The organism is Flavobacterium sp. XS2P24, from assembly GCF_030010285.1.
GTDB lineage: Bacteria > Bacteroidota > Bacteroidia > Flavobacteriales > Flavobacteriaceae > Flavobacterium > Flavobacterium algoritolerans.
On record NZ_JASCRU010000005.1, the window covers coordinates 152,193 to 171,774 of the forward strand.

Consider the following 19,582-nt stretch of genomic DNA (forward strand, 5'->3'; position numbering starts at 1 on the left):
GTATGGTTTAAAGGTTCGATTTTATGGTTTTACCACAGTTTATGGAACCTCTTGTTTTCTATTCTATCTTTTTATTAAGTCTTCTATGAAGTTAGTATCAATTGCCGTGAAATCTTTAAAGATGTATTTTGCTTCATGTAATATACCAGCTTCACCGATTCCTATACTGGTCATGTTTCCAATATTGGCCGCTTGAACTCCCGCCACTGAATCTTCAAAAACAAAAGCATCTTCCGGTTTTGTTTCTAATAATTTAGCGGCAATCAGGAAAACTTCAGGATCAGGCTTTGCATTGGTTACATCATTTCCATCTACAATAACATCAAAATAAGATAGTATTCCTGTTTTCTCCAGAATGGGTCTGGCATTTTTACTTGCAGAACCCAATGCTATCGGTTGATTTTTTTCTTTTAGAAATTTTAAAATTGGATATACTCCTGGAAGAATCTCGCTTTCGTCCATGTCAACTAAATAGGATAAATACTCTTCATTTTTTTGAAGTAACCATCGGTCTTTATCTTCTTGCGAAGCTTCCACTTTTCCTAATTCTAATATAATATCCAAAGAGCGCACACGGCTTACTCCTTTTAATAATTCATTATGTTCCAGTGTAAATTCAATATTTAACTCATTTGCGATTTTTTGCCACGCTAAATAATGGTATTTTGCTGTGTCAACAATTACTCCGTCCAGGTCAAATATGAATGCTTTTCTATTATTCATGAATTTCAATTTTTGTTCTGTTGTTTACTCTAAGGGTAAGTAAACCGGCAAATATCATCGATACTCCGCCAATTAATAATGCGTAAATAGGTTCGTTTTGAAAAAATTGTTTGACAATAAAACCTAAGATTGTTGCGGCAACAATTTGAGGAATAACTACGAAAAAGTTGAAAACTCCCATGTAATAACCCATTTTTGCTGCTGGTAAAGCGCCTGATAACATCGCATAAGGCATTGATAAAATACTGGCCCATGCAATACCAACGCCTAACATTGGAATTAATAATAAATATTTGTCTCCAATAAAATAAATAGAAAGTAATCCTACACCACCAGAGCACAATGCCAGTAAATGTGTGGATCGAACCCCTACTTTTTTTGCTATTACAGGCAATAAAAAAGCAACTGCAGCGGCTACTCCATTGTAAACTGTGAAAAGAACTGATACCCAGTCAGCAGCATCATTGTATACTTTTGAAGTTGTATCCGTTGTTCCAAAAATATGTTGTGTAACGGCTTGAGTAGTGTAAATCCACATGGAAAAAAGTGCAAACCAAGAAAAGAATTGAACCCAAGCCAATTTTTTCATTGTGGTGGGCATGTTCAATAAATCGGTCATGATGATCGTGAAACCATTTTTTATTTGGACAACCCTAAGTCTGGAGGTTACCATGAATAAGATTCCAATCACAATTAAGCCGATAAATAAAATGTAGAGTTCTTTAGTAAGTTGGTTTTCGTAAATGATAAACGAAATGATGCTTCCTAACAAAGTCATTACAAGTCCTAGATTGAATTGCCTTTTGATATTCGCTTTGCTTTCAAACTCAGTTTCAATTGGAGCTATTTCTTTAGTGTCTTTGTCTTTTTGTTCAAAAGCTTCTAATTCTTCAGGAGAATATTCAGTAGATTTAAAAACGGTCCACAAAACCGCTAACAGAAAAACAACTCCTCCTATATAGAAGGACCATTTTACAGAATCTGGGATGATTCCTTCAGCTGCTGTATTGCTTACGCCAAAAACATTTGTGAAAATGTAAGGCAGTAAGGAACCGACAACGGCACCCAATCCAATGAAAAAACTTTGCATCGCAAAACCTAAAGTTCGTTGCTTTTCGGGTAGATTATCCCCAACAAAGGCGCGGAAAGGTTCCATCGAAATGTTGATTGAGGCATCCATCATCCATAAAGTTCCAGCGGCAATCCACAACGAAGGTGAATTGGGCATTATAAACAAGGCTATTGATGATAAAATAGCACCTATCAGAAAATAAGGTCTGCGTCGGCCTAATCTGGTCCAAGTTCTATCGCTAAAATAACCAATTATAGGTTGGATAATTAAACCGGTAACAGGAGCAGCAATCCATAAAATAGGGATTTCATCAACCTTTGCACCTAATGTTTCAAAAATTCTTGAAGTGTTTGCGTTTTGCAGTGCAAAACCAAATTGTATTCCTAGAAAACCGAAACTCATGTTCCAAATTTGCCAGAAACTTAATTTACGCTTTTCCATTATCGTAATTTAAAAAATTAATACGATAAGCGCTATGCTTATCAAAACTTATCTTATTTTCGAAGTAAAAGTTGAAGCTTTGAATGGGTAAATATAAAAATATATTTCAAACATTTGTTTCTCATAAAAAAATTAAAGGAAACATTTTCAACTACAAGGTTGTAGTAATGAATAAACTAACAAATAAAAATTAATTAGTTGATTCTCTTTCTATCAAATGGGTTTCAATTACTTCAGTTTTATAGTTTTCGTCCTCTTCGTCTTCTTCAGATTCGAGTCTTTCAATTAGCATTTTTGCGGCTTTATTTCCCATTTTTATTCCACTCTGACTTACGGTAGTAATAGTAGGTGTAGAATATTTGGAAATTATACCATCTGTAAAAGCAATAACCGCTAAATCATTCGGCACATTCAGTCCTATTTTATTAGCTGTTTTGATTATTGTAACTGCAAAAAGTTCATTTACAGCAAAAACGGCATCAATAGCTTTATCTTCCAATAGTTTTCCAATGGTGATTTCGCAGGTATCAATGTCTTCAATTTTGATGATTAGGTCTTCATTAAAAGGTATTCCGTTATCCAGAAGTGCTTTCGTGTACCCATCAGTCCTTAGTTTTCCTACGCTTACATAATCAACGGTGGTAACCAGAGCGATTTTTTTTCGTCCTTTATCAATTAAGCTTTGAACGGCTTCATAAGCCGCATATTTATCGTCTATAATTACTTTGTCGCAAAGGATATCATTGGTAACTCTGTCAAACATCACAACGGGCATTCCTTGATTGATGACTTCGGTAATATGATGAAAATCACCTCTGAATTGGGTTTCTTTTGAAAGCGACATGATAAAACCATCAATGCTGCCATTAGCCAGCATTTCCATATTTAAGACTTCTTTGTCAAAGGAATCGTCTGACAGACAGATGATAACGCTATATCCATTTTCATTTGCAACCTGTTCGATTCCGTTAATAACTGTTGAAAAGAAATGGTGGACTATTTCTGGAATAATGATTCCAATGGTTTTGGTTTTTCTGTTTTTTAAACTAAGTGCAATATTGTTTGGCTTGTAGTGGTAAAATTTAGCAAATGCTTGAACTTTTAGTCTGGTTTCTTCACCTATTTCGAGGCTATTTCTTAAAGATTTTGAAACGGTAGAAATGGATACATCTAATTCTTTTGCAATTTGTTTAAGCGTTATTTTCCTTTTCATGGTGAAGATATGGTAAAAAATTATTTCTTAATAAAGATAAAATTAAATTTTATAAATGGTAATTAAACTGATAAAAATTTATGTAAATCAGAAAGTTTTCAACACTATTACGTTTTCGTAAGTCAAATAAAAAAGGGCCTTGTCGAGCGTGACTAAATTTACATAAATTTAACATTCGAAGTAATAGTTAAGGTTGAAAACTCAACAAAAAATTAAATTAATTTAAACAAAAAGTATGAAAACAATTTATAAAAAGTTGTTAATTTTATTACTGCTACTCCCTTTTAGTATTCTGGCTCAGAATACTGTTGGCGGAACTGTTCTTGATAAAGTGTCAGGACAGCCAATTCCGGGGGTAAATGTAAATGTACAAGGTGCCGCTAATGGTGTTTCTACTGATTTTGATGGTAAATATCAGTTATCTAATGTTAAGAAAGGTGATAAAGTAGTATTTTCTTATATCGGATATAAAAATACTGTAGTGGATTATGTTGCCCAAAAATCATTAAACGTTTCTTTAGAAGAAGATGCAAATCAATTAAAAGAAGTTGTGATCCAAGTAGGATACGGAACAGTTAAGAAGAAAGATGCTACAGGAGCTGTAACGGTATTGACAACTAAAGATTTTAATAAAGGACCTGTAACTTCTGCGGATCAAATGATTCAAGGTAAAGTTGCTGGTTTGCAAATTATCAATGGAGGAGGTTCTCCAGGCGAGGGTGCTACAATTAGAATTAGAAGTGGGTCTTCTTTATCTGCAAATAACGATCCTTTATATGTAATTGACGGTGTGCCAGTTGCTGCTGGTGGAGTAGAGGGAAGTCGAAATCCATTGTCTACAATCAACCAAAATAACATCGAATCTATTTCGGTTTTGAAAGATGCTTCGGCGACTGCAATTTACGGTTCTCGTGCTTCTAATGGGGTAATTATCATTACTACCAAAAAAGGAAAAGCAGGGGATTTACAAATAAATTATAACGGAAATTTTCAAGTATCTGAAATCACAAATAAAGTGGATGCTTTGTCAAGTACTCAATTTAGAGATTTCGTAACGGCTAATGGTAATGCTGCACAAATAGCTTTGATGGGTGCTGCAGATACAGATTGGCAAGATGAGATTTACAGAACGGCTATCGGTACAGATCATAATATTTCATTAAGTGGTGGTTCTGATAATATAGTATACAGAGCTTCTGTAGGGTATGCTAATTTAAATGGTATTTTGAAAAGAGATAACATGGAGAGAACAACATTAGGTGTTGGTGTAACAGGTAATTTCTTGGACAATCATTTAAAAATCGAATTGAACAATAACACTTCTATTATAAACAGTAATTATAGTGACCGAGGTGCTATTGGATCCGCTATTCGTTTTGACCCAACTCAGGTTGTAAGAAATCCTGATGATACCTTTTTTCAATGGTATACTTCTGCTACTGAAATCAATCAATTGGCTGGAAGAAATCCATTGTCTTTGATTGAACAACAAAACAATTATGGTACTTCATACAGAAGTATTGGAAACATCCAAACGGAATATAAAATGCATTTTTTACCAGAGTTGAAAGCGGTTGCTAACTTTGGTTATGATGAATTAAGTGGTAGATCTTTCGGTAATACCGACGCTAATTACCTAAATGGTTTGTCAGGTTCTGGATATAACAATAGCTATGAAAGAACACAATCTCGTTCGAATAAGTTGATGGATTTATTTTTAAATTACAATAAAAAAGTAGAAGCTATTAATACTGTTTTTGATGTGACTGGAGGATATTCGTATCAAGATTTTAGAGAGTTTTATAATTCTTCAAATTTTGAATTTCAGACTAAAAACACAACTTCACCACCATCTTTTCCATCACGTATTAACTTGCAATCTTTCTTTGCAAGAACAAATATTACTATCGCTGACAAGTATTTATTGACATTGTCTTACAGACGTGATGGAACTTCAAGATTTACAGAAACTAATCGTTGGGCAAATTTCCCTGCTGTTGCTTTAGCTTGGAAATTGAATGAAGAAAACTTTTTGAAAGATGTGTCTGCTATATCTACATTAAAAATCCGTGGAGGTTGGGGTATTACCGGACAACAGGATATTGGAGTTAGTTACCCATCTATTCCATTGTATTTAGCATCTAATACAGCTGCTCAATACCAGTTTGGAAGTGATTTTTATACTACATACAGACCACAACCGTATAACAGCAACTTGAAATGGGAACAAACTACTACTGTAAATGCAGGTTTAGATTTTGGATTTGTGAATAATAGAATTACAGGTAGTGTTGATTTATACGAAAGAACTACTGAAGATTTATTATTGTACACTCAAAATCCATCATTCTTTGGATTCTCTAATTATGATAATTACAACGTAGGTACAATCGAAAATAAGGGAATTGAAATTGCTGCAGAAGTTATTCCTGTTCGTAATGACGATTTTGAATGGAGAATTGGTGGAAACATAACATTCCAAGATTCTAAAATTACTAAGTTGACGACTACACAACCTAATACTCCGGGTATTAATATTGGAGGGTATGAAGGTGCTACAGGAAACACGATTCAAAATCACCAAGTAGGATATGCGCCAAGTTCATTTTATGTATATGAGCAAGCGTATGGCGTTGATGGAAAACCTTTAGACGGTGTGTATATCGACAGAAATAAAGACGGATTGATTACACAACAAGATAAATACCGTTTTCACAAACCTGCAGCTGATGTTTTTTACGGTTTCAATACAAGTGTAACCTACAAAAACTTTGATATGGGAATGAACTGGAGAGGATCTTGGGGTAACTATAATTACAACAACGTAGATTCAAGCAAAGGTTCTTTCAATAATATTTTGATCAGAAATACAGATTTATCAAACGGTGTTGAAAACCTTTTGGAAACAGGATTTAGATCAAATGACACAAAACGTTTCGAATCTGATTACTACATCCAAGATGCTTCTTTTATTAGATTGGATAACGTAAGTGTTGGATATACTTTCAATCAAAAAGAGAATTCTACTTCATTAGTTAAATTGACATTATCAGCTCAAAATGTTTTGGTAATTACTAAATATGAAGGATTAGATCCAGAAATTTCTGGAGGTATTGATGGAAATTTATACCCACGACCAATTACTTTCACGTTAGGTTTAAACGTTAATTTCTAATACAAATAACAAGAAAAATGAAAAAGACACAAATAAAATTATTGGGTATTTCTTTGTTACTGTTGGTGATGTTATTCCCATCGTGTACAGATGATTTGAACCAAGTCCCGGATAGCGCAAATGCAATTCCAGGTGAAGAATTTTTTAGCACGCCAGAGTCGTACAAACAATATTTGGCTAAGTTATACGCAGGATTTGCTACTTCAGGTCAAACTGCAGCTGGTTCTCCTGATATCTCTGGAATTGATGAAGGAGAAAGTCAATATATCAGAGGGTATTGGTTAATGCAGGAATTAACTACAGACGAGGCTGTTATTGGTTGGAATGACGGAACAATAAAAGATCTTCACAATCAGACTTGGACTTCTTTAGACCGCTTTATCACGGCTACATTTGCTCGTTTCTCTTTTCAAATTGTAAATTGCAATGAGTTTTTAAGACAAACTACAGATGAGAAATTAGCGTCTAGAGGTCTTGATGCTGCTTTAATAGCAGAAATTAAAACCTACAGAGCAGAAGCACGTTTCTTAAGAGCATTGACATATTGGCACTTAATCGATATGTTTGGTGGTGGATCTTTAGTGACTGAAAATTCTCCAAGTACATTCTTTTACCCAGAGTATGCTACAAGAGCTGAATTGTACAAGTTTGTTGATGAGGAATTAACAGCAATTACACCTGAATTGAAAGCTGCAAAAACCAATGAAGCGTATCGTGTAGACCAAGCAGCAGCTTGGATGTTACAAGCTAAATTGTATATGAATGCTAAAGTATATATTGGTACTGATAACTACGCAGGAGCATTGCCATTAATTACTAAAGTGATAGGGTCAGGTTATGCTTTGCATACTAATTACAACCAATTATTTTTTGCTGACAATGATAGAAATGGAGCTCAAAACGAATTCATTTTTACAATTGCTTTTGATGGTCTTAAAACTCAAACTTATGGTGGAACTACTTTCTTGACGCATGCACCAGTTGGTGGTACTATGAAAGCTTCTGAGTTTGGAATCAATGGTGGTTGGGCTGGAGTCAGAACAACATCGGCATTTGTAGATAAGTTTAGTGGTAATACTACTGACACAAGAGGGCAATTCTATACGGATGGACAAACGAAAGAAATCGTTGATATTAGTTCATTTACTGATGGGTATGCTATTCAAAAATTTAGAAACGTAGATGTTAATGGTGTTTCTGGTTCAGATAAGGCAGGTAATTTTTCTGATTCCGATTTTCCAATGTTTCGTTTAGCAGATGCTTATTTAATGTATGCTGAATGTGCGGTAGTTGGTAAAGTAGGTGATCTTGGAACAGCAAGAGGCTATGTAAATGCTTTGAGAACTAGAGCAAATGCTTCAACTATAGCTACTCTTACTGCTGATGCTACAGGTGCAAACTTAATTCTTGACGAAAGAGCAAAAGAACTACACTGGGAAGGTCACAGAAGAACGGATTTAATTCGTTTTGGTAAATTTTCAGGCGGTAGTTATATATGGCCTTGGAAAGGAAATGTAGCTGGTGGAGCGCCAACACAAGCGTTTAGAAATTTATTTCCTATTCCTGCTACTGCATTATCATCAAACAGTAAATTACAACAAAACCCTGGATATTAATAATATTTAAAATAAATAGAAAAATGAAAAATATAACTAAATCAGTAATTGCTTTATTCGCGATACTTGCCTTGTCTTGTAGCGTTGAAGATGTAGAGGATAGACCAGTAATTCAAGGAGTTGATACTCCGGAATTAGTTGCGCCTGAAAACGATAAATCATATGTATTACTTGAAGAAAATGCTGATGATGTTGCAGAGCGTTTTGTTTGGACCAAAGCAACTTATGGTGGCGATGTTGAGATAGGATACAAACTTTTGATGGATGTTAAAGGTGGCGATTTTACAAAAGCAATTGAATTAGGAGGAACTTCTGGTGCAACTCAAATCGAAGTTACTGTAAAAACTTTAAATCAAGCAGTAATTGAATTAGGCGGTATACCTGATCAATTAGGGTCTTTTGATATAAAAGTAATGTCAAGTCTTGCAGGAGTTGAAAAAATGATGTCTGAAACTCCATTAACTATTTTAGTTAATGCTTACACAGGATTAATTCCTTATGGGTTTACAGATTGGTATTTTGTAGGTGATGCAACTGCTTCAGGATGGAACAATAACAATAAAAACCAACCATTATTCAGAAGCGGAACAAATCCAAATTTATATAAATTCACTGGATTCTTTAAAGCGGGTGCATTTAAATTGATTTCTACACCTGGACAATGGGCTCCAATGTATGGTAAAGGTGATGGAGATGCTATTGTGGCTAGACCAACAGAAGCTGATCCAGATCCAGCATCTTTTACAATTGCAACTGATGGATACTATTCTTTCACGATGAATACTGAAACATTAAAGTACACTTTAGTAGCTTATGATGCATCTGCTGCTGCAACTTTCTCTACAGTTGGTATCATTGGAGATAGTACTCCATTAGGATGGGATGCTTCTACAGCATTGACTCAATCAGCATTTAATTCACATGTTTGGTCATTGGATTTATTACCATTAAATGATGGAAAAGCTAAATTCAGAGCAAATAACGCCTGGGATGTAAATTGGGGAGGTAATACTGCTTTCTCTGGATTTCCAAATAATGGAGCAAGCGGAGGTGATTTGCCAGTTACAAAATCAAAATATAAAGTCTATTTCAATGATTTAGATGGTAGTTATTTAATGATTCCTAATCAAGAATAATTTATTTCTATAAAAAAAAGGGCTATCTATGGGATGGCCCTTTTTTTGTTTTCTAATTTAATTAACAATAAACCATGAAAAAAACTATACTTTTTTTATTGTTTTTCCTTTCAATTGTTGCTACAGCTCAGCAACAAGCAATCGCTTATACCATAAGCCCAGCTACTTTTGAAGAAACGACATCTGTTACCATTACCATCAATGGGAATAATGTAAATGAAGCAACTTGGGGAGTTACCGGAAACGCATTATACATGTGGACTTGGTCTTTTGACATCAATGATGCAAACAGTTTAGATTGTCCTACTAACGGTACATGGACTTCATCCAACGAAGCGAATAGATTTGCTTACAACTCCGTTACGAATACTTATACTAAAACTTTTACTCCAAATACCTTTTACAACAGAAATGGAATAGGAAAAATAGGTTTTCTTATTAAAGCTAAGGATGGAACGGGAGATAAAAAATCGCAAGATAATTATGTTGAAGTTGGTGCCTACCAAGTTACACTAACTGCTCCGGCTGAAAATAGTTCCACAATTATTGCTTCAGGCGGAAGTTTGACTATTTCAGCTACTAATACTGGTGGAAATGCAAGTTATGTATTGAAAGCAAATGGTGCAAATTTAAATACAAATGCTGCCACTTCCAGTTATTCCTATAATCATACGAATATTACAGGGAACCAAAATTACGAGCTGCAGGTTACTCAAGGAACAACAGTAATCACTAAAAAGTTCGGTGCTGTAGTCAATCCGGGTACGGTTAGTGAGTCAATGCCGACAGGTTTATTAGATGGAATTAATTATAATGCTGCTGATGCCACAAAAGTAACTTTGGTTTTAGACGCTCCGTTCAAAGATTTTGTTTATGTAGCAGGAAGTTTCAACAGCTGGCAGCCTACGGCTTCTTATGCGATGAAAAAAGATCCTGTTTCTGGTAAGTTTTGGTTAGAATTAACCGGATTAGTTTCAGGAACAAATTATACGTATCAGTATTGGGTCGTTGATGCTACACCTATTGCAGGCACTCCTTCTTTAGTGAAAACTGCCGATCCGTATTCGACTCTAGTTTTGTCTCCTAATGATGATCCTTTTATTCCAGCTTCTACTTATCCAAATCTTCCGGTTTATCCAGTAGGTCAAGACAGAGAAGTAACGGTATTACAAACAGGAAAAACTCCTTACGCTTGGAGTAGCGCTACCACTAATTTTGTTAAACCAGAAAAAGAAAAACTGGTTGTTTATGAATTGTTGGTTCGTGATTTTGATGCCAATAGAAGCTATCAAGACTTGATTAATAAAATCGATTATTTCAAAAATTTGAAAATAAATGCGATTGAATTAATGCCTGTAATGGAATTTGAAGGCAATGAAAGTTGGGGTTATAATACCTCTTTTCACATGGCTTTGGATAAATTCTACGGAACTTCTGATAAGTTGAAAGAGTTTGTGGACTTATGCCATCAAAACGGAATTGCGGTAATTCTTGATGTGGCATTGAATCATGCTTTTGGAAGAAATCCAATGCTTCGTATGTGGATGAATGATCCTGACGGAGATGGTTGGGGTTCTCCTTCAACTGAAAATCCTTATTTTAATACAACGGCAATGCACAGTTATAGTGTGGGTGAGGATTTTAACCATCAACAGCCAAGAACACAAAACTATGTACAGCGTGTCATTAAACAATGGGTGGAAGAATATAAAATTGACGGATTTCGTTGGGATTTAACCAAAGGATTTACTCAGAACTGTCCCGCTAATGTTGCTGGTGGTCAAGAAGCTTGTACCGGGGTTAAGCAACAAGATAGAGTAGATGTATTGCGAAAATATGCGGATTATTCTTGGAGTTTAGACCCAACACATTATACTATTTTTGAGCACTTGGGTAATGATGATGAAGAGCAACTTTGGGCAAATTATAGGATTAACGAAACGCCAAGTAAAGGAATTATGATGTGGGGAATAATGACCGGTCCATACAATGAATTGTCTATGGGATATTCTGGAAATATTTCTCGTATGAACAGTACGAGCAGAGGTTTCACCGCAAATAGATTGATGGGTTATGCCGAAAGCCATGATGAAGAACGATTAATGTATAAAAATTTACAATTCGGGAATAGTACCAATGCTGCCCATAATGTAAAAACATTAAATGTAGCTTTGTCTAGAATGTCAGCAATTGGAGCCGTTTCTTTATTGGTTCCTGGACCAAAGATGATTTGGCATTTTGGTGAACTAGGTTGGGAAAATTCTATTTTCGCCTGTAACAATGGAACGGTAAATACTTCGTCCGATGCTACATCTGGGGATTGTAAATTAGATACCAAACAACAGCCACAATGGGTTAATAATTGGCTTGGAGATACCAATAGAAGTAAAATTTATAACGATTGGTCCAAAATGATTACGATGAAAACTGTAGAGCCTGTTTTTTCAGGAACTGCAACCATATCGAATACCAGTTCCTTGTATCCAAATATCAAAATTACCAATAGCGCTTTGGCTTCAAGCCAACTTAAAGATGTTTTGATCTTGGCTAATTTTAATGTAACCACACAAAATGTAGCAACTGGATTTCCTTACACAGGACAGTGGTACAATTTGATGGACAATACAACAATCACGGTCACTAATGTAAATGACCCAGTAACAATTCCAGCTGGTGAATACCGAATCTATGGAAACAAAACGGCCTCTTTGGCAATAGTTGATTATGAAAAAACACCAACTGTTTTGTTGTATCCAAATCCGGCTTCGAGTTATTTTACTTTAAATGCTGCAACTTCCAAAGTTCAAATTTTTTCTATAACGGGACAATTGGTAAAATCGTTTGATGCAAATCAAGCCGAAGGACATCAATATATTATTAGTGATTTGAATCAAGGTTTTTATATAGTAAAAGCTTATGATGAGAATAATGGAGTTCAGGTATTGAAGTTCATTAAGGAATAGTACGGTTTGTTTGTTTTAATTATTTGGGTGCAGTCTAGTAAAGACAGCCTTTTTTATATAAAAAAACTGCTTCGTTTAGGAAGCAGTTTTTAACAACAATTAAAACTAAAATCTAAATTTTTCCATCTTTGATTTCTTCCACAATTTCAGGATTCAATAACGTTGAAATATCTCCAAAATTAGAGTAGTCTCCTTCGGCAATCTTACGCAAAATTCTGCGCATAATTTTTCCGGAACGGGTTTTGGGTAAACCGGAAACAAACTGAATTTTATCCAGTTTTGCAATCGGTCCAATATGGTCTGATATGTGTTGATTAATCTCTTTACTAAGATTTTCTCTGTCGCGATATTCTCCCGTTTCTTTTAGAATTACAAAACCATACAAAGCATTCCCTTTGATGTCGTGAGGGAAACCTACAATGGCTGATTCCGCAACAGCCGGATGTTCGTTGATGGCATCTTCAATAGGTGCTGTGCCCAGATTATGTCCGGAAACGATAACCACATCGTCTACACGGCCAGTGATTCTGTAGTACCCAACTTCGTCACGCAAAGCGCCGTCTCCAGTGAAATATTTACCTGGAAAGGTAGAAAAATACGTGTCTTTATAACGCTGGTGATCGCCCCAAATGGTTCTGGCAATTCCCGGCCAAGGGAATTTAATGCATAAACTTCCAGTAACCTGATTGCCTTCGATTTCGTTGCGTTTTTCGTCCATCAAAACAGGTTGAATTCCCGGTAATGGTAACGAAGCATACGTAGGTTTTGTTGGGGTTACAAAAGCAATTGGCGAAATCATAATTCCTCCGGTTTCTGTTTGCCACCATGTATCTACCACAGGACATTTTTTATCTCCTACGTGGTTGTTGTACCAGTGCCAAGCTTCCTCGTTGATAGGTTCTCCTACAGATCCAATAACTTTCAAAGAAGTCAATTGATAGCGTTGTACGTATTCGATGCTTTCTTTTGCCAAAGCTCTAATGGCTGTTGGAGCAGTATAGAACTGAGTGACTTTATGCTTTTCGATGGTTTGCCAAAAACGACTGAAATCGGGATAAGATGGAACGCCTTCGAAAATTACCGTCGTAGCTCCGTTCAATAATGGTCCGTAAAGAATATAAGAATGTCCGGTAATCCATCCAATATCAGCAGTACACCAGAAAATATCATTGTCTTCATAATTAAAAACGTTCTTAAACGTATAGGCTGAATACACCATATAACCCGCTGTAGTGTGTACCATTCCTTTTGGTTTTCCTGTTGAACCGGAAGTATAAAGAATGAACAAAGGATCTTCGGCATCCATGATTTCGGCTACATTATTGTCAGAAGCTTTGTCTAAAAGTGGTTGCAACCATTGGTCGCGACCTTCTTTCATATTGATAGTTGAGTTGATTCTTTTGGCAACCAAAACGTTCTCCACACAAGGACAATTCAATAAGGCTTCATCAACAATACTTTTTAAATCGATGGTTTTGTTCCCGCGATAGCCACCATCTGAAGTGATGACCATTTTACATTCACTGTCATTTATTCTTGCAGCTACTGCCGAAGCAGAAAATCCTGCAAAAACAACCGAGTGAATGGCTCCAATTCTGGCACACGCCAAAGTGGTAATCGCTAATTCAGGAATCATAGGTAAGTAAATACAAACACGATCTCCTTTTTGTATGCCTTGTTCCTTTAAGACATTCGCCATTTTGCAAACACGTTCGTACAATTCATTATACGAAATATGTAATGCTTCTTCATTTGGATCATTTGGTTCAAAAATAATGGCTGTTTTATCTCCTTTTTTGGCCAGATGCCTGTCGATGCAATTTTTTACAATGTTTACTTTCGCATTGGTAAACCATTTAATATCGGCTTCAGCCATATTAAAATCGACTACTTTATCCCATTCTTGGTACCAAGTAAAATTTTCAGACGCGACTTTGTCCCAGAATTTTTTGGGTTCACGAACTGATTTTTTGTAATGTTTAAAGTATTCTTCTAAATTATTAATTTTATAGTAACTCATGATTATTGATAAATTTTATAAATTATAAACGCCTATTTTATATTTTTTTAATGTGGTAACGATTTCCTCCACAATGGATTCGTCATCAATGGTGGACGGAATTTGGAATTCATCGCCATCGGTAATGCTGCGCATCAGTTTTCGCAGGATTTTCCCCGAACGTGTTTTGGGTAAACGTTGTACAATAACAACATTTCTCAATGAAGCTACAGCCCCAATTTGCTGGCGAACCAGTTTGATGATTTCCTGTTCCAATTGATAATGTTCGATTTCATCTCCTGATTTGGTTACCACCAAAGCCAAAGGAATTTGTCCTTTCAACTCATCTTGAATTCCAATAACGGCGCATTCAGCCACGGAATGATGGGAAGCAACAACTTCTTCCATTTCAGCCGTTGACAATCGATGTCCCGCTACATTTATTACGTCATCCGTTCTTCCGGTGATGAAAATATAACCGTCTTCATCCTTGTAACCACCGTCGCCAGAGAGATAATATCCGTCAAATTTACTGAAATAACCGGATTTGAAACGTGCTTCATTTTCCCAAATTCCTAGCATATTTCCCGGAGGTAATGGCAGTTTTACAACAACCAAGCCTTCTTCATTGGCGCTTAATTCGTCGCCGTTTTCATTAAAAATCCGAATGTCATACCCACAAACTGCTTTTGTGGCAGAACCGGATTTCACCGGCATTTTTTCAATCCCAAGAGAATTGGCAATCATTGGCCAGCCGGATTCTGTTTGCCACCAATGGTCAATTACAGGAATTGGAATGTGTTGTTGGTACCATTCTAGTGTAGCATTATCACAACGTTCTCCCGCAAGAAATTGATTTTTAAGATGGCTTAAATCATATTGTTTGATGAATTCTCCATCAGGATCTTCTTTTTTGATGGCTCGAATGGCGGTTGGAGCGGTAAACATGGTGCCCACTTTATGCTCTGAAATTATTCTCCAAAACGTACTTGCATCTGGAGTTTTTATCGGTTTGCCTTCGAAAATTATGGTGGTATTTCGGTTTAATAGCGGTCCGTAAAGAATGTAGCTGTGCCCAACTGCCCAGCCCATATCCGAAGCCGCCCAAAAAGTTTCGTCTTGATTTACATTATAGATGTATTTCATGGAAAATTTCAATGCCACTGCATAGCCACCGGTATCTCTTACGATTCCTTTGGGTTTTCCTGTAGTGCCGGAAGTGTATAAAATATACAGCGGATGATTGGAATGTAAAGGAAGACAAGGCGTTTCTTCGGAGCCGTAAACCAAGGCGTCGTAATCCACATCATATTTCTTAAACGGAATTCTCGCACCTAATTTCCTGTTGAAAACAATCACTTTTTTTGGTCGGTGAGAAGCAAGTTCAATAGCCTCATCTACTAAAGGTTTGTACGCAATTAATCGGTCTACTTCAATTCCTGAAGATGCCGTTATGATAGCTCTGGGTTTGCAATCATCGATTCTAATCGCCAATTCATGCGGTGCAAAACCTCCAAATACAACCGAATGAATCACTCCAATTCTCGCGCAAGCCAACATAGCAAATGCAGTTTGAGGAATCATTGGCATGTAAATTATGGCAGTATCTCCTTTTTTTAATCCCAGTGATTGCATGCCTCCTGCGAGTTTTGCCACTTCTGTTTTTACTTCTGAATAGGTATATTTTTTTACTGTTTGTGTTACCGGAGAATCATAAATAAAGGCGATTTGGTCGCCATATCCGTCTTGAATATGCTTGTCTAATGCCAGATAGCAAATGTTCAACTCGCCATCTTTGTACCAAAGCGGATAGCCGTTTTTATCTTTCGACAAAATCGTTTCCGGTTTACTGTACCACTCAATTTCATCTGCCTGCGCTGCCCAGAATGCTTCCGGTTGCTCTATGCTTCGGGCATAAATTTCTTCGTATTTCATGGTGTTGAATTTGTTTCTTATTGAATTAAATCCTGTACTTGTTCTATTAATTTTTTGACTGAGAAAGGTTTGACCACATATAAATTGGCACCTAATGAAAGTCCTTTTTTAATATCTTTTTCTTTGTTTTTTGCCGAAAGGAAAATGACTTTACAATGCCGTAATCGCTCGTCTTTTTTTATTTGTTCCAATGTGGCAAAACCATCAACCATAGGCATCATCACATCCAGAATAATCACATCGGGAAGTTGTACTTCTAAAATATCCAAAGCCTCTTGTCCGTCACGTGCTATAAAAACTTCAAAATTGTTCTTCTTGAAAGTGTATTCCAGTGCCATTACAATGTTTGGCTCGTCATCTACAATTAAAATCTTTTTCATTTTTAACTATTTTCTGTTGTGTTATAATTGGGTAACGTAAAGATAAAAGTGGCTCCGTCAGTTACATTATTTTCACTCCAAATACTTCCTTTATGGTGTTCTATAATTTGTTTGCAAATGGCTAAACCTAAGCCGCTTCCTATTGGTTTTTTAATATTCTGGTTTCGCGATTGATAGAATTTATCAAAAATGGCTTCAGCATCTTCTTCTTTAATTATTTTCCCGTTATTGTGAATTTTGACTTCTATATTGGTTTCGTTTTCAAGAATCGAAAGCGCTATTTTTCCGTCTGTTTCCGAACAAAATTTTATGGCATTCGATAATAAATTATGAATCACCTGAACAATTCGTTCTTCGTCATAAAAAGCTCTTATTTCTTTGTTGGAATCCTTGAATTCAACAATAATGTTTTTATTTTTAATTAATTGATTCAAGGAATATAAAGTTTTTTTAATCGTTTTTGTGATGTTGTTTTTAGACAAATAAATCTTTTGTTTCCCAGTTTCAAATTTTTCTAAATCCAGAATTTTATCAATCAAACGATTCAAACGATCGGACTCCGAAATGATGTTTTGTAAAAACTGTTTTCTCAATTCTTCCGGTATGTCATCATCGTCATGAAGAATCTCGCTTGCGGCACGAATCGCTGTTATTGGCGTTCTCAATTCATGGGTAACCGTATCTAGAAATTCATCTTTTTGAATGTCTTTGTTGACCAGTTCCTGATTGGCATTTTTTAATTGTTCTGATATTTTTTTTAATTCATTTGAGGTGTCCGTCAACTTTTTATTGATAATGATGTTTTCTTTGGATTCCTCCAAAATTCGCAACACCTCGGGCAAACTGATTTTGTCTTCCTTAACGACGCTCGATATTAATATTTTGGCGGAAGCCGTACCAATGTGTCCCGTCAATAAATTCTCGGCAAACTTTATAAATCGCGCATCGGCAGTCGTGATGTTTTTATCGATGCTGTATTTTAAATTGAAAATAGTCAAAGCTCGTTTTGTTCGGTCTTCACCAAGAAATCGCTGCAACACTTTTTGAATATCTGAAATGTACGCAGTTCCTTTCCATACAAAAGCGTTTTCGTGATTGGTAATGTATTTGTCAATATCCACAAACATTTCGGCATAATTGCGTTCTCGGTAATTGCCTTTGAAACTTACGGAAACGGCCAAGTAACTCATCAAATTGATTAATAAACTCCAAAAAACAGCATGTGGAATAGGTTCTAAATAATCCAATCCAAAAAGCTGAAAAGGTTTTAAAAGTTCAATTCCCCAGGGCCCTTCTTGAATGAATAGGCTTGTTGATGCTGTAATTCCGATGGCATAAGGAATTAAAAGCGTATAAAAACAGGTTAAAAAACCAAGAATAATTCCGGTTACAGCACCGTTTTTTGAACCTCTTCTCCAGAATATGGCACCAAAAAATGAAGGAGCCAATTGCGCTATGACGACAAATGCAACTAATCCTATAGAAACTAGAGAATAATCCAAAATGAAAATTCTATAGATGGCATACGCCAAAATGATAAGAGAAAAAATTCCTATTTTTCGACTGTTTACAATACGTTTGCTGTTCTTTTCCTGCGAAGAATTTTCCAGTGAACCAATGAAACCATATGGAATCAACAAGTTGTTACTCAGCATGGTGGCAAGGGCAATGGAAGATACAATAATCATCGAAATGGCTGCCGAAAACCCACCCAGAAATACTAAAACAGTTAGTACGTTATTATCAAAAAGCTGAGGTATCAGCAAGGAATAGGTGTCTGAATTATGACCTTTGCCTTCAAAAAGGATGTTGCCCCCCCAAGCAATTGGAAATACAAAAAGGTTAAAAAGTAACAGGTATAACGGAAAAAGCCAAATCGCTGTTCGAATGTGTGTTTCTTTATTGTTTTCGACAATAGCAGTATGGAATTGTCTTGGCAATAGGAATATAGCAAACATGGATAGAACACATAGAAAAAACCAGTTGATTCCGTTTGTAATTCCGCCGATTGTATTTTTTTTGTCAAAATCTTTAAGAACCGAAGCTTTTTGATAAATGTCATCAAATCCATCAAAAACAAAATAGGTAACATAAATACCCACGATCAAAAAGAATACTAACTTCAGGATGGATTCCATGGCTACGGCGGTTACTATTCCGCGTCTTTTCTCGGAGGCATCCACATATTTTGTTCCGTAATAGGAAGCAAATAAAGCCAGTGCTATGCAAACATAAGTGGTTGTATCCGTAAAAATATTGGAACTAGCCTGCGTTTTTGTGACAATATGAAAGGTGTCTGAAATTGATTTTAGCTGTAAGGAAATGTATGGTAAGATTCCAAAAATACAAATTATGGTTACCAGTGCTCCCAGAAATCTACTGTTTCCGTATCGTAAAGAAATAAAATCCGCAATACTGGAAATCTTATTTACTCTCGAAATTCGGATAATTCTCTTGAGGATAATCATCCATGTGGGGATAATTAATATGGGACCTAAATAAATGGGTAAATAACTTAAACCGGATTCTGCAGCAACGCCAATACTACCGTAATAGGTCCAGGCTGTACAATATACGGCTAATGAAAAGGAATAGATGTAAGGATTATTTGCCCATTTAGAATGGCTTCTTTTTTCGGACCAATAGGCAATGTAAAAAAGAATCGACAAATAAAGCACTAATATTAATAAGAGTCCAATGCTATTCATAATATCTTTTTATGATTATGTACGATATGGCGATTGAAAACAGCCACGCCGAGAAGATATAAATGTAGATGATTGGGAATCCAAAAAGTGGTTGTGAACTGTCAAATAACAGCAAGAGTGGCACGTTCAAAGCTAATAGCATTAGCATTGAAAGAATAACTAACTTTTGTTCGTGTCTCTTTTTCATAAGAAGATGCAGTATGCTTTGCAGCGGGATATGC

11 protein-coding genes are annotated in these 19,582 nt (G+C 35.9%); 4 read left to right on the top strand and 7 right to left on the bottom strand.

What is annotated here, in order from left to right; translation table 11 throughout:
* Positions 1-63: 63 nt before the first annotated feature.
* The 3 genes from pgmB to QLS31_RS06320 form a co-directional block, all read right to left on the bottom strand.
* The gene (gene pgmB, locus QLS31_RS06310) at positions 64-723 is read right to left on the bottom strand and encodes a beta-phosphoglucomutase (RefSeq protein ID WP_099713678.1); all 660 of its coding nucleotides are present in this window, start codon (positions 721-723) and stop codon (positions 64-66) included.
* Positions 716-2,236: an MFS transporter gene (locus QLS31_RS06315; RefSeq protein WP_121340814.1), complete on the bottom strand. Its 1,521-nt coding sequence runs from the start codon at positions 2,234-2,236 to the stop codon at positions 716-718. The genes pgmB and QLS31_RS06315 overlap by 8 nt, the downstream gene beginning before the upstream one ends.
* A 190-nt stretch (positions 2,237-2,426) precedes the next feature.
* Positions 2,427-3,449 (bottom strand): LacI family DNA-binding transcriptional regulator, encoded by a 1,023-nt coding sequence (locus QLS31_RS06320; RefSeq protein ID WP_099713676.1) that lies wholly within the window; start codon positions 3,447-3,449, stop codon positions 2,427-2,429.
* 235 nt (positions 3,450-3,684) lie between these two features.
* On the opposite strand from QLS31_RS06320, the gene QLS31_RS06325 reads away from it, so the two are divergent.
* The 4 genes from QLS31_RS06325 (at position 3,685) to QLS31_RS06340 (ending at position 12,339) form a co-directional block, all read left to right on the top strand.
* On the top strand, positions 3,685-6,624 hold the full coding sequence (locus tag QLS31_RS06325) for a TonB-dependent receptor (RefSeq protein ID WP_282743151.1): 2,940 nt from the start codon (positions 3,685-3,687) through the stop codon (positions 6,622-6,624).
* 17 nt (positions 6,625-6,641) lie between these two features.
* Positions 6,642-8,240, top strand: coding sequence for a RagB/SusD family nutrient uptake outer membrane protein (locus QLS31_RS06330; protein WP_282743152.1), 1,599 nt, complete (start codon positions 6,642-6,644; stop codon positions 8,238-8,240).
* Positions 8,241-8,263: 23 nt separating this feature from the next.
* A complete protein-coding gene (locus tag QLS31_RS06335; RefSeq protein WP_282743153.1) occupies positions 8,264-9,376 on the top strand; it encodes a SusE domain-containing protein in 1,113 nt (370 codons plus the stop codon).
* Positions 9,377-9,450: 74 nt separating this feature from the next.
* A complete protein-coding gene (locus QLS31_RS06340) occupies positions 9,451-12,339 on the top strand; it encodes an alpha-amylase family glycosyl hydrolase (protein WP_282743154.1) in 2,889 nt (962 codons plus the stop codon).
* A gap of 112 nt (positions 12,340-12,451) precedes the next feature.
* Here the strand turns inward: QLS31_RS06340 and acs are convergent, their stop codons facing one another.
* Genes acs through QLS31_RS06360 form a run of 4 tightly spaced genes read right to left on the bottom strand, consistent with a single transcriptional unit; the run spans position 12,452 to position 19,361 of the window.
* Complete coding sequence (gene acs, locus QLS31_RS06345) at positions 12,452-14,359, bottom strand: acetate--CoA ligase (RefSeq protein ID WP_282713183.1); 1,908 nt, start codon at positions 14,357-14,359, stop codon at positions 12,452-12,454.
* 15 nt (positions 14,360-14,374) lie between these two features.
* The gene (locus QLS31_RS06350) at positions 14,375-16,294 is read right to left on the bottom strand and encodes an acetate--CoA ligase (RefSeq protein WP_282743172.1); all 1,920 of its coding nucleotides are present in this window, start codon (positions 16,292-16,294) and stop codon (positions 14,375-14,377) included.
* On the bottom strand, positions 16,291-16,653 hold the full coding sequence (locus tag QLS31_RS06355) for a response regulator (protein ID WP_282743155.1): 363 nt from the start codon (positions 16,651-16,653) through the stop codon (positions 16,291-16,293). The genes QLS31_RS06350 and QLS31_RS06355 overlap by 4 nt, the downstream gene beginning before the upstream one ends.
* A gap of 2 nt (positions 16,654-16,655) precedes the next feature.
* Positions 16,656-19,361, bottom strand: a complete 2,706-nt coding sequence (locus tag QLS31_RS06360; RefSeq protein WP_282743156.1) for a sensor histidine kinase — start codon at positions 19,359-19,361, stop codon at positions 16,656-16,658.
* Positions 19,362-19,582 lie beyond the last annotated feature (221 nt).

Coding starts and splice junctions, on each gene's coding strand:
- pgmB (WP_099713678.1), bottom strand. CDS start 723: ATGAATAATAGAAAAGCATTCATATTTGACCTGGACGGAGTAATTGTT.
- QLS31_RS06315 (WP_121340814.1), bottom strand. CDS start 2,236: ATGGAAAAGCGTAAATTAAGTTTCTGGCAAATTTGGAACATGAGTTTC.
- QLS31_RS06320 (WP_099713676.1), bottom strand. CDS start 3,449: ATGAAAAGGAAAATAACGCTTAAACAAATTGCAAAAGAATTAGATGTA.
- QLS31_RS06325 (WP_282743151.1), top strand. CDS start 3,685: ATGAAAACAATTTATAAAAAGTTGTTAATTTTATTACTGCTACTCCCT.
- QLS31_RS06330 (WP_282743152.1), top strand. CDS start 6,642: ATGAAAAAGACACAAATAAAATTATTGGGTATTTCTTTGTTACTGTTG.
- QLS31_RS06335 (WP_282743153.1), top strand. CDS start 8,264: ATGAAAAATATAACTAAATCAGTAATTGCTTTATTCGCGATACTTGCC.
- QLS31_RS06340 (WP_282743154.1), top strand. CDS start 9,451: ATGAAAAAAACTATACTTTTTTTATTGTTTTTCCTTTCAATTGTTGCT.
- acs (WP_282713183.1), bottom strand. CDS start 14,359: ATGAGTTACTATAAAATTAATAATTTAGAAGAATACTTTAAACATTAC.
- QLS31_RS06355 (WP_282743155.1), bottom strand. CDS start 16,653: ATGAAAAAGATTTTAATTGTAGATGACGAGCCAAACATTGTAATGGCA.
- QLS31_RS06360 (WP_282743156.1), bottom strand. CDS start 19,361: ATGAATAGCATTGGACTCTTATTAATATTAGTGCTTTATTTGTCGATT.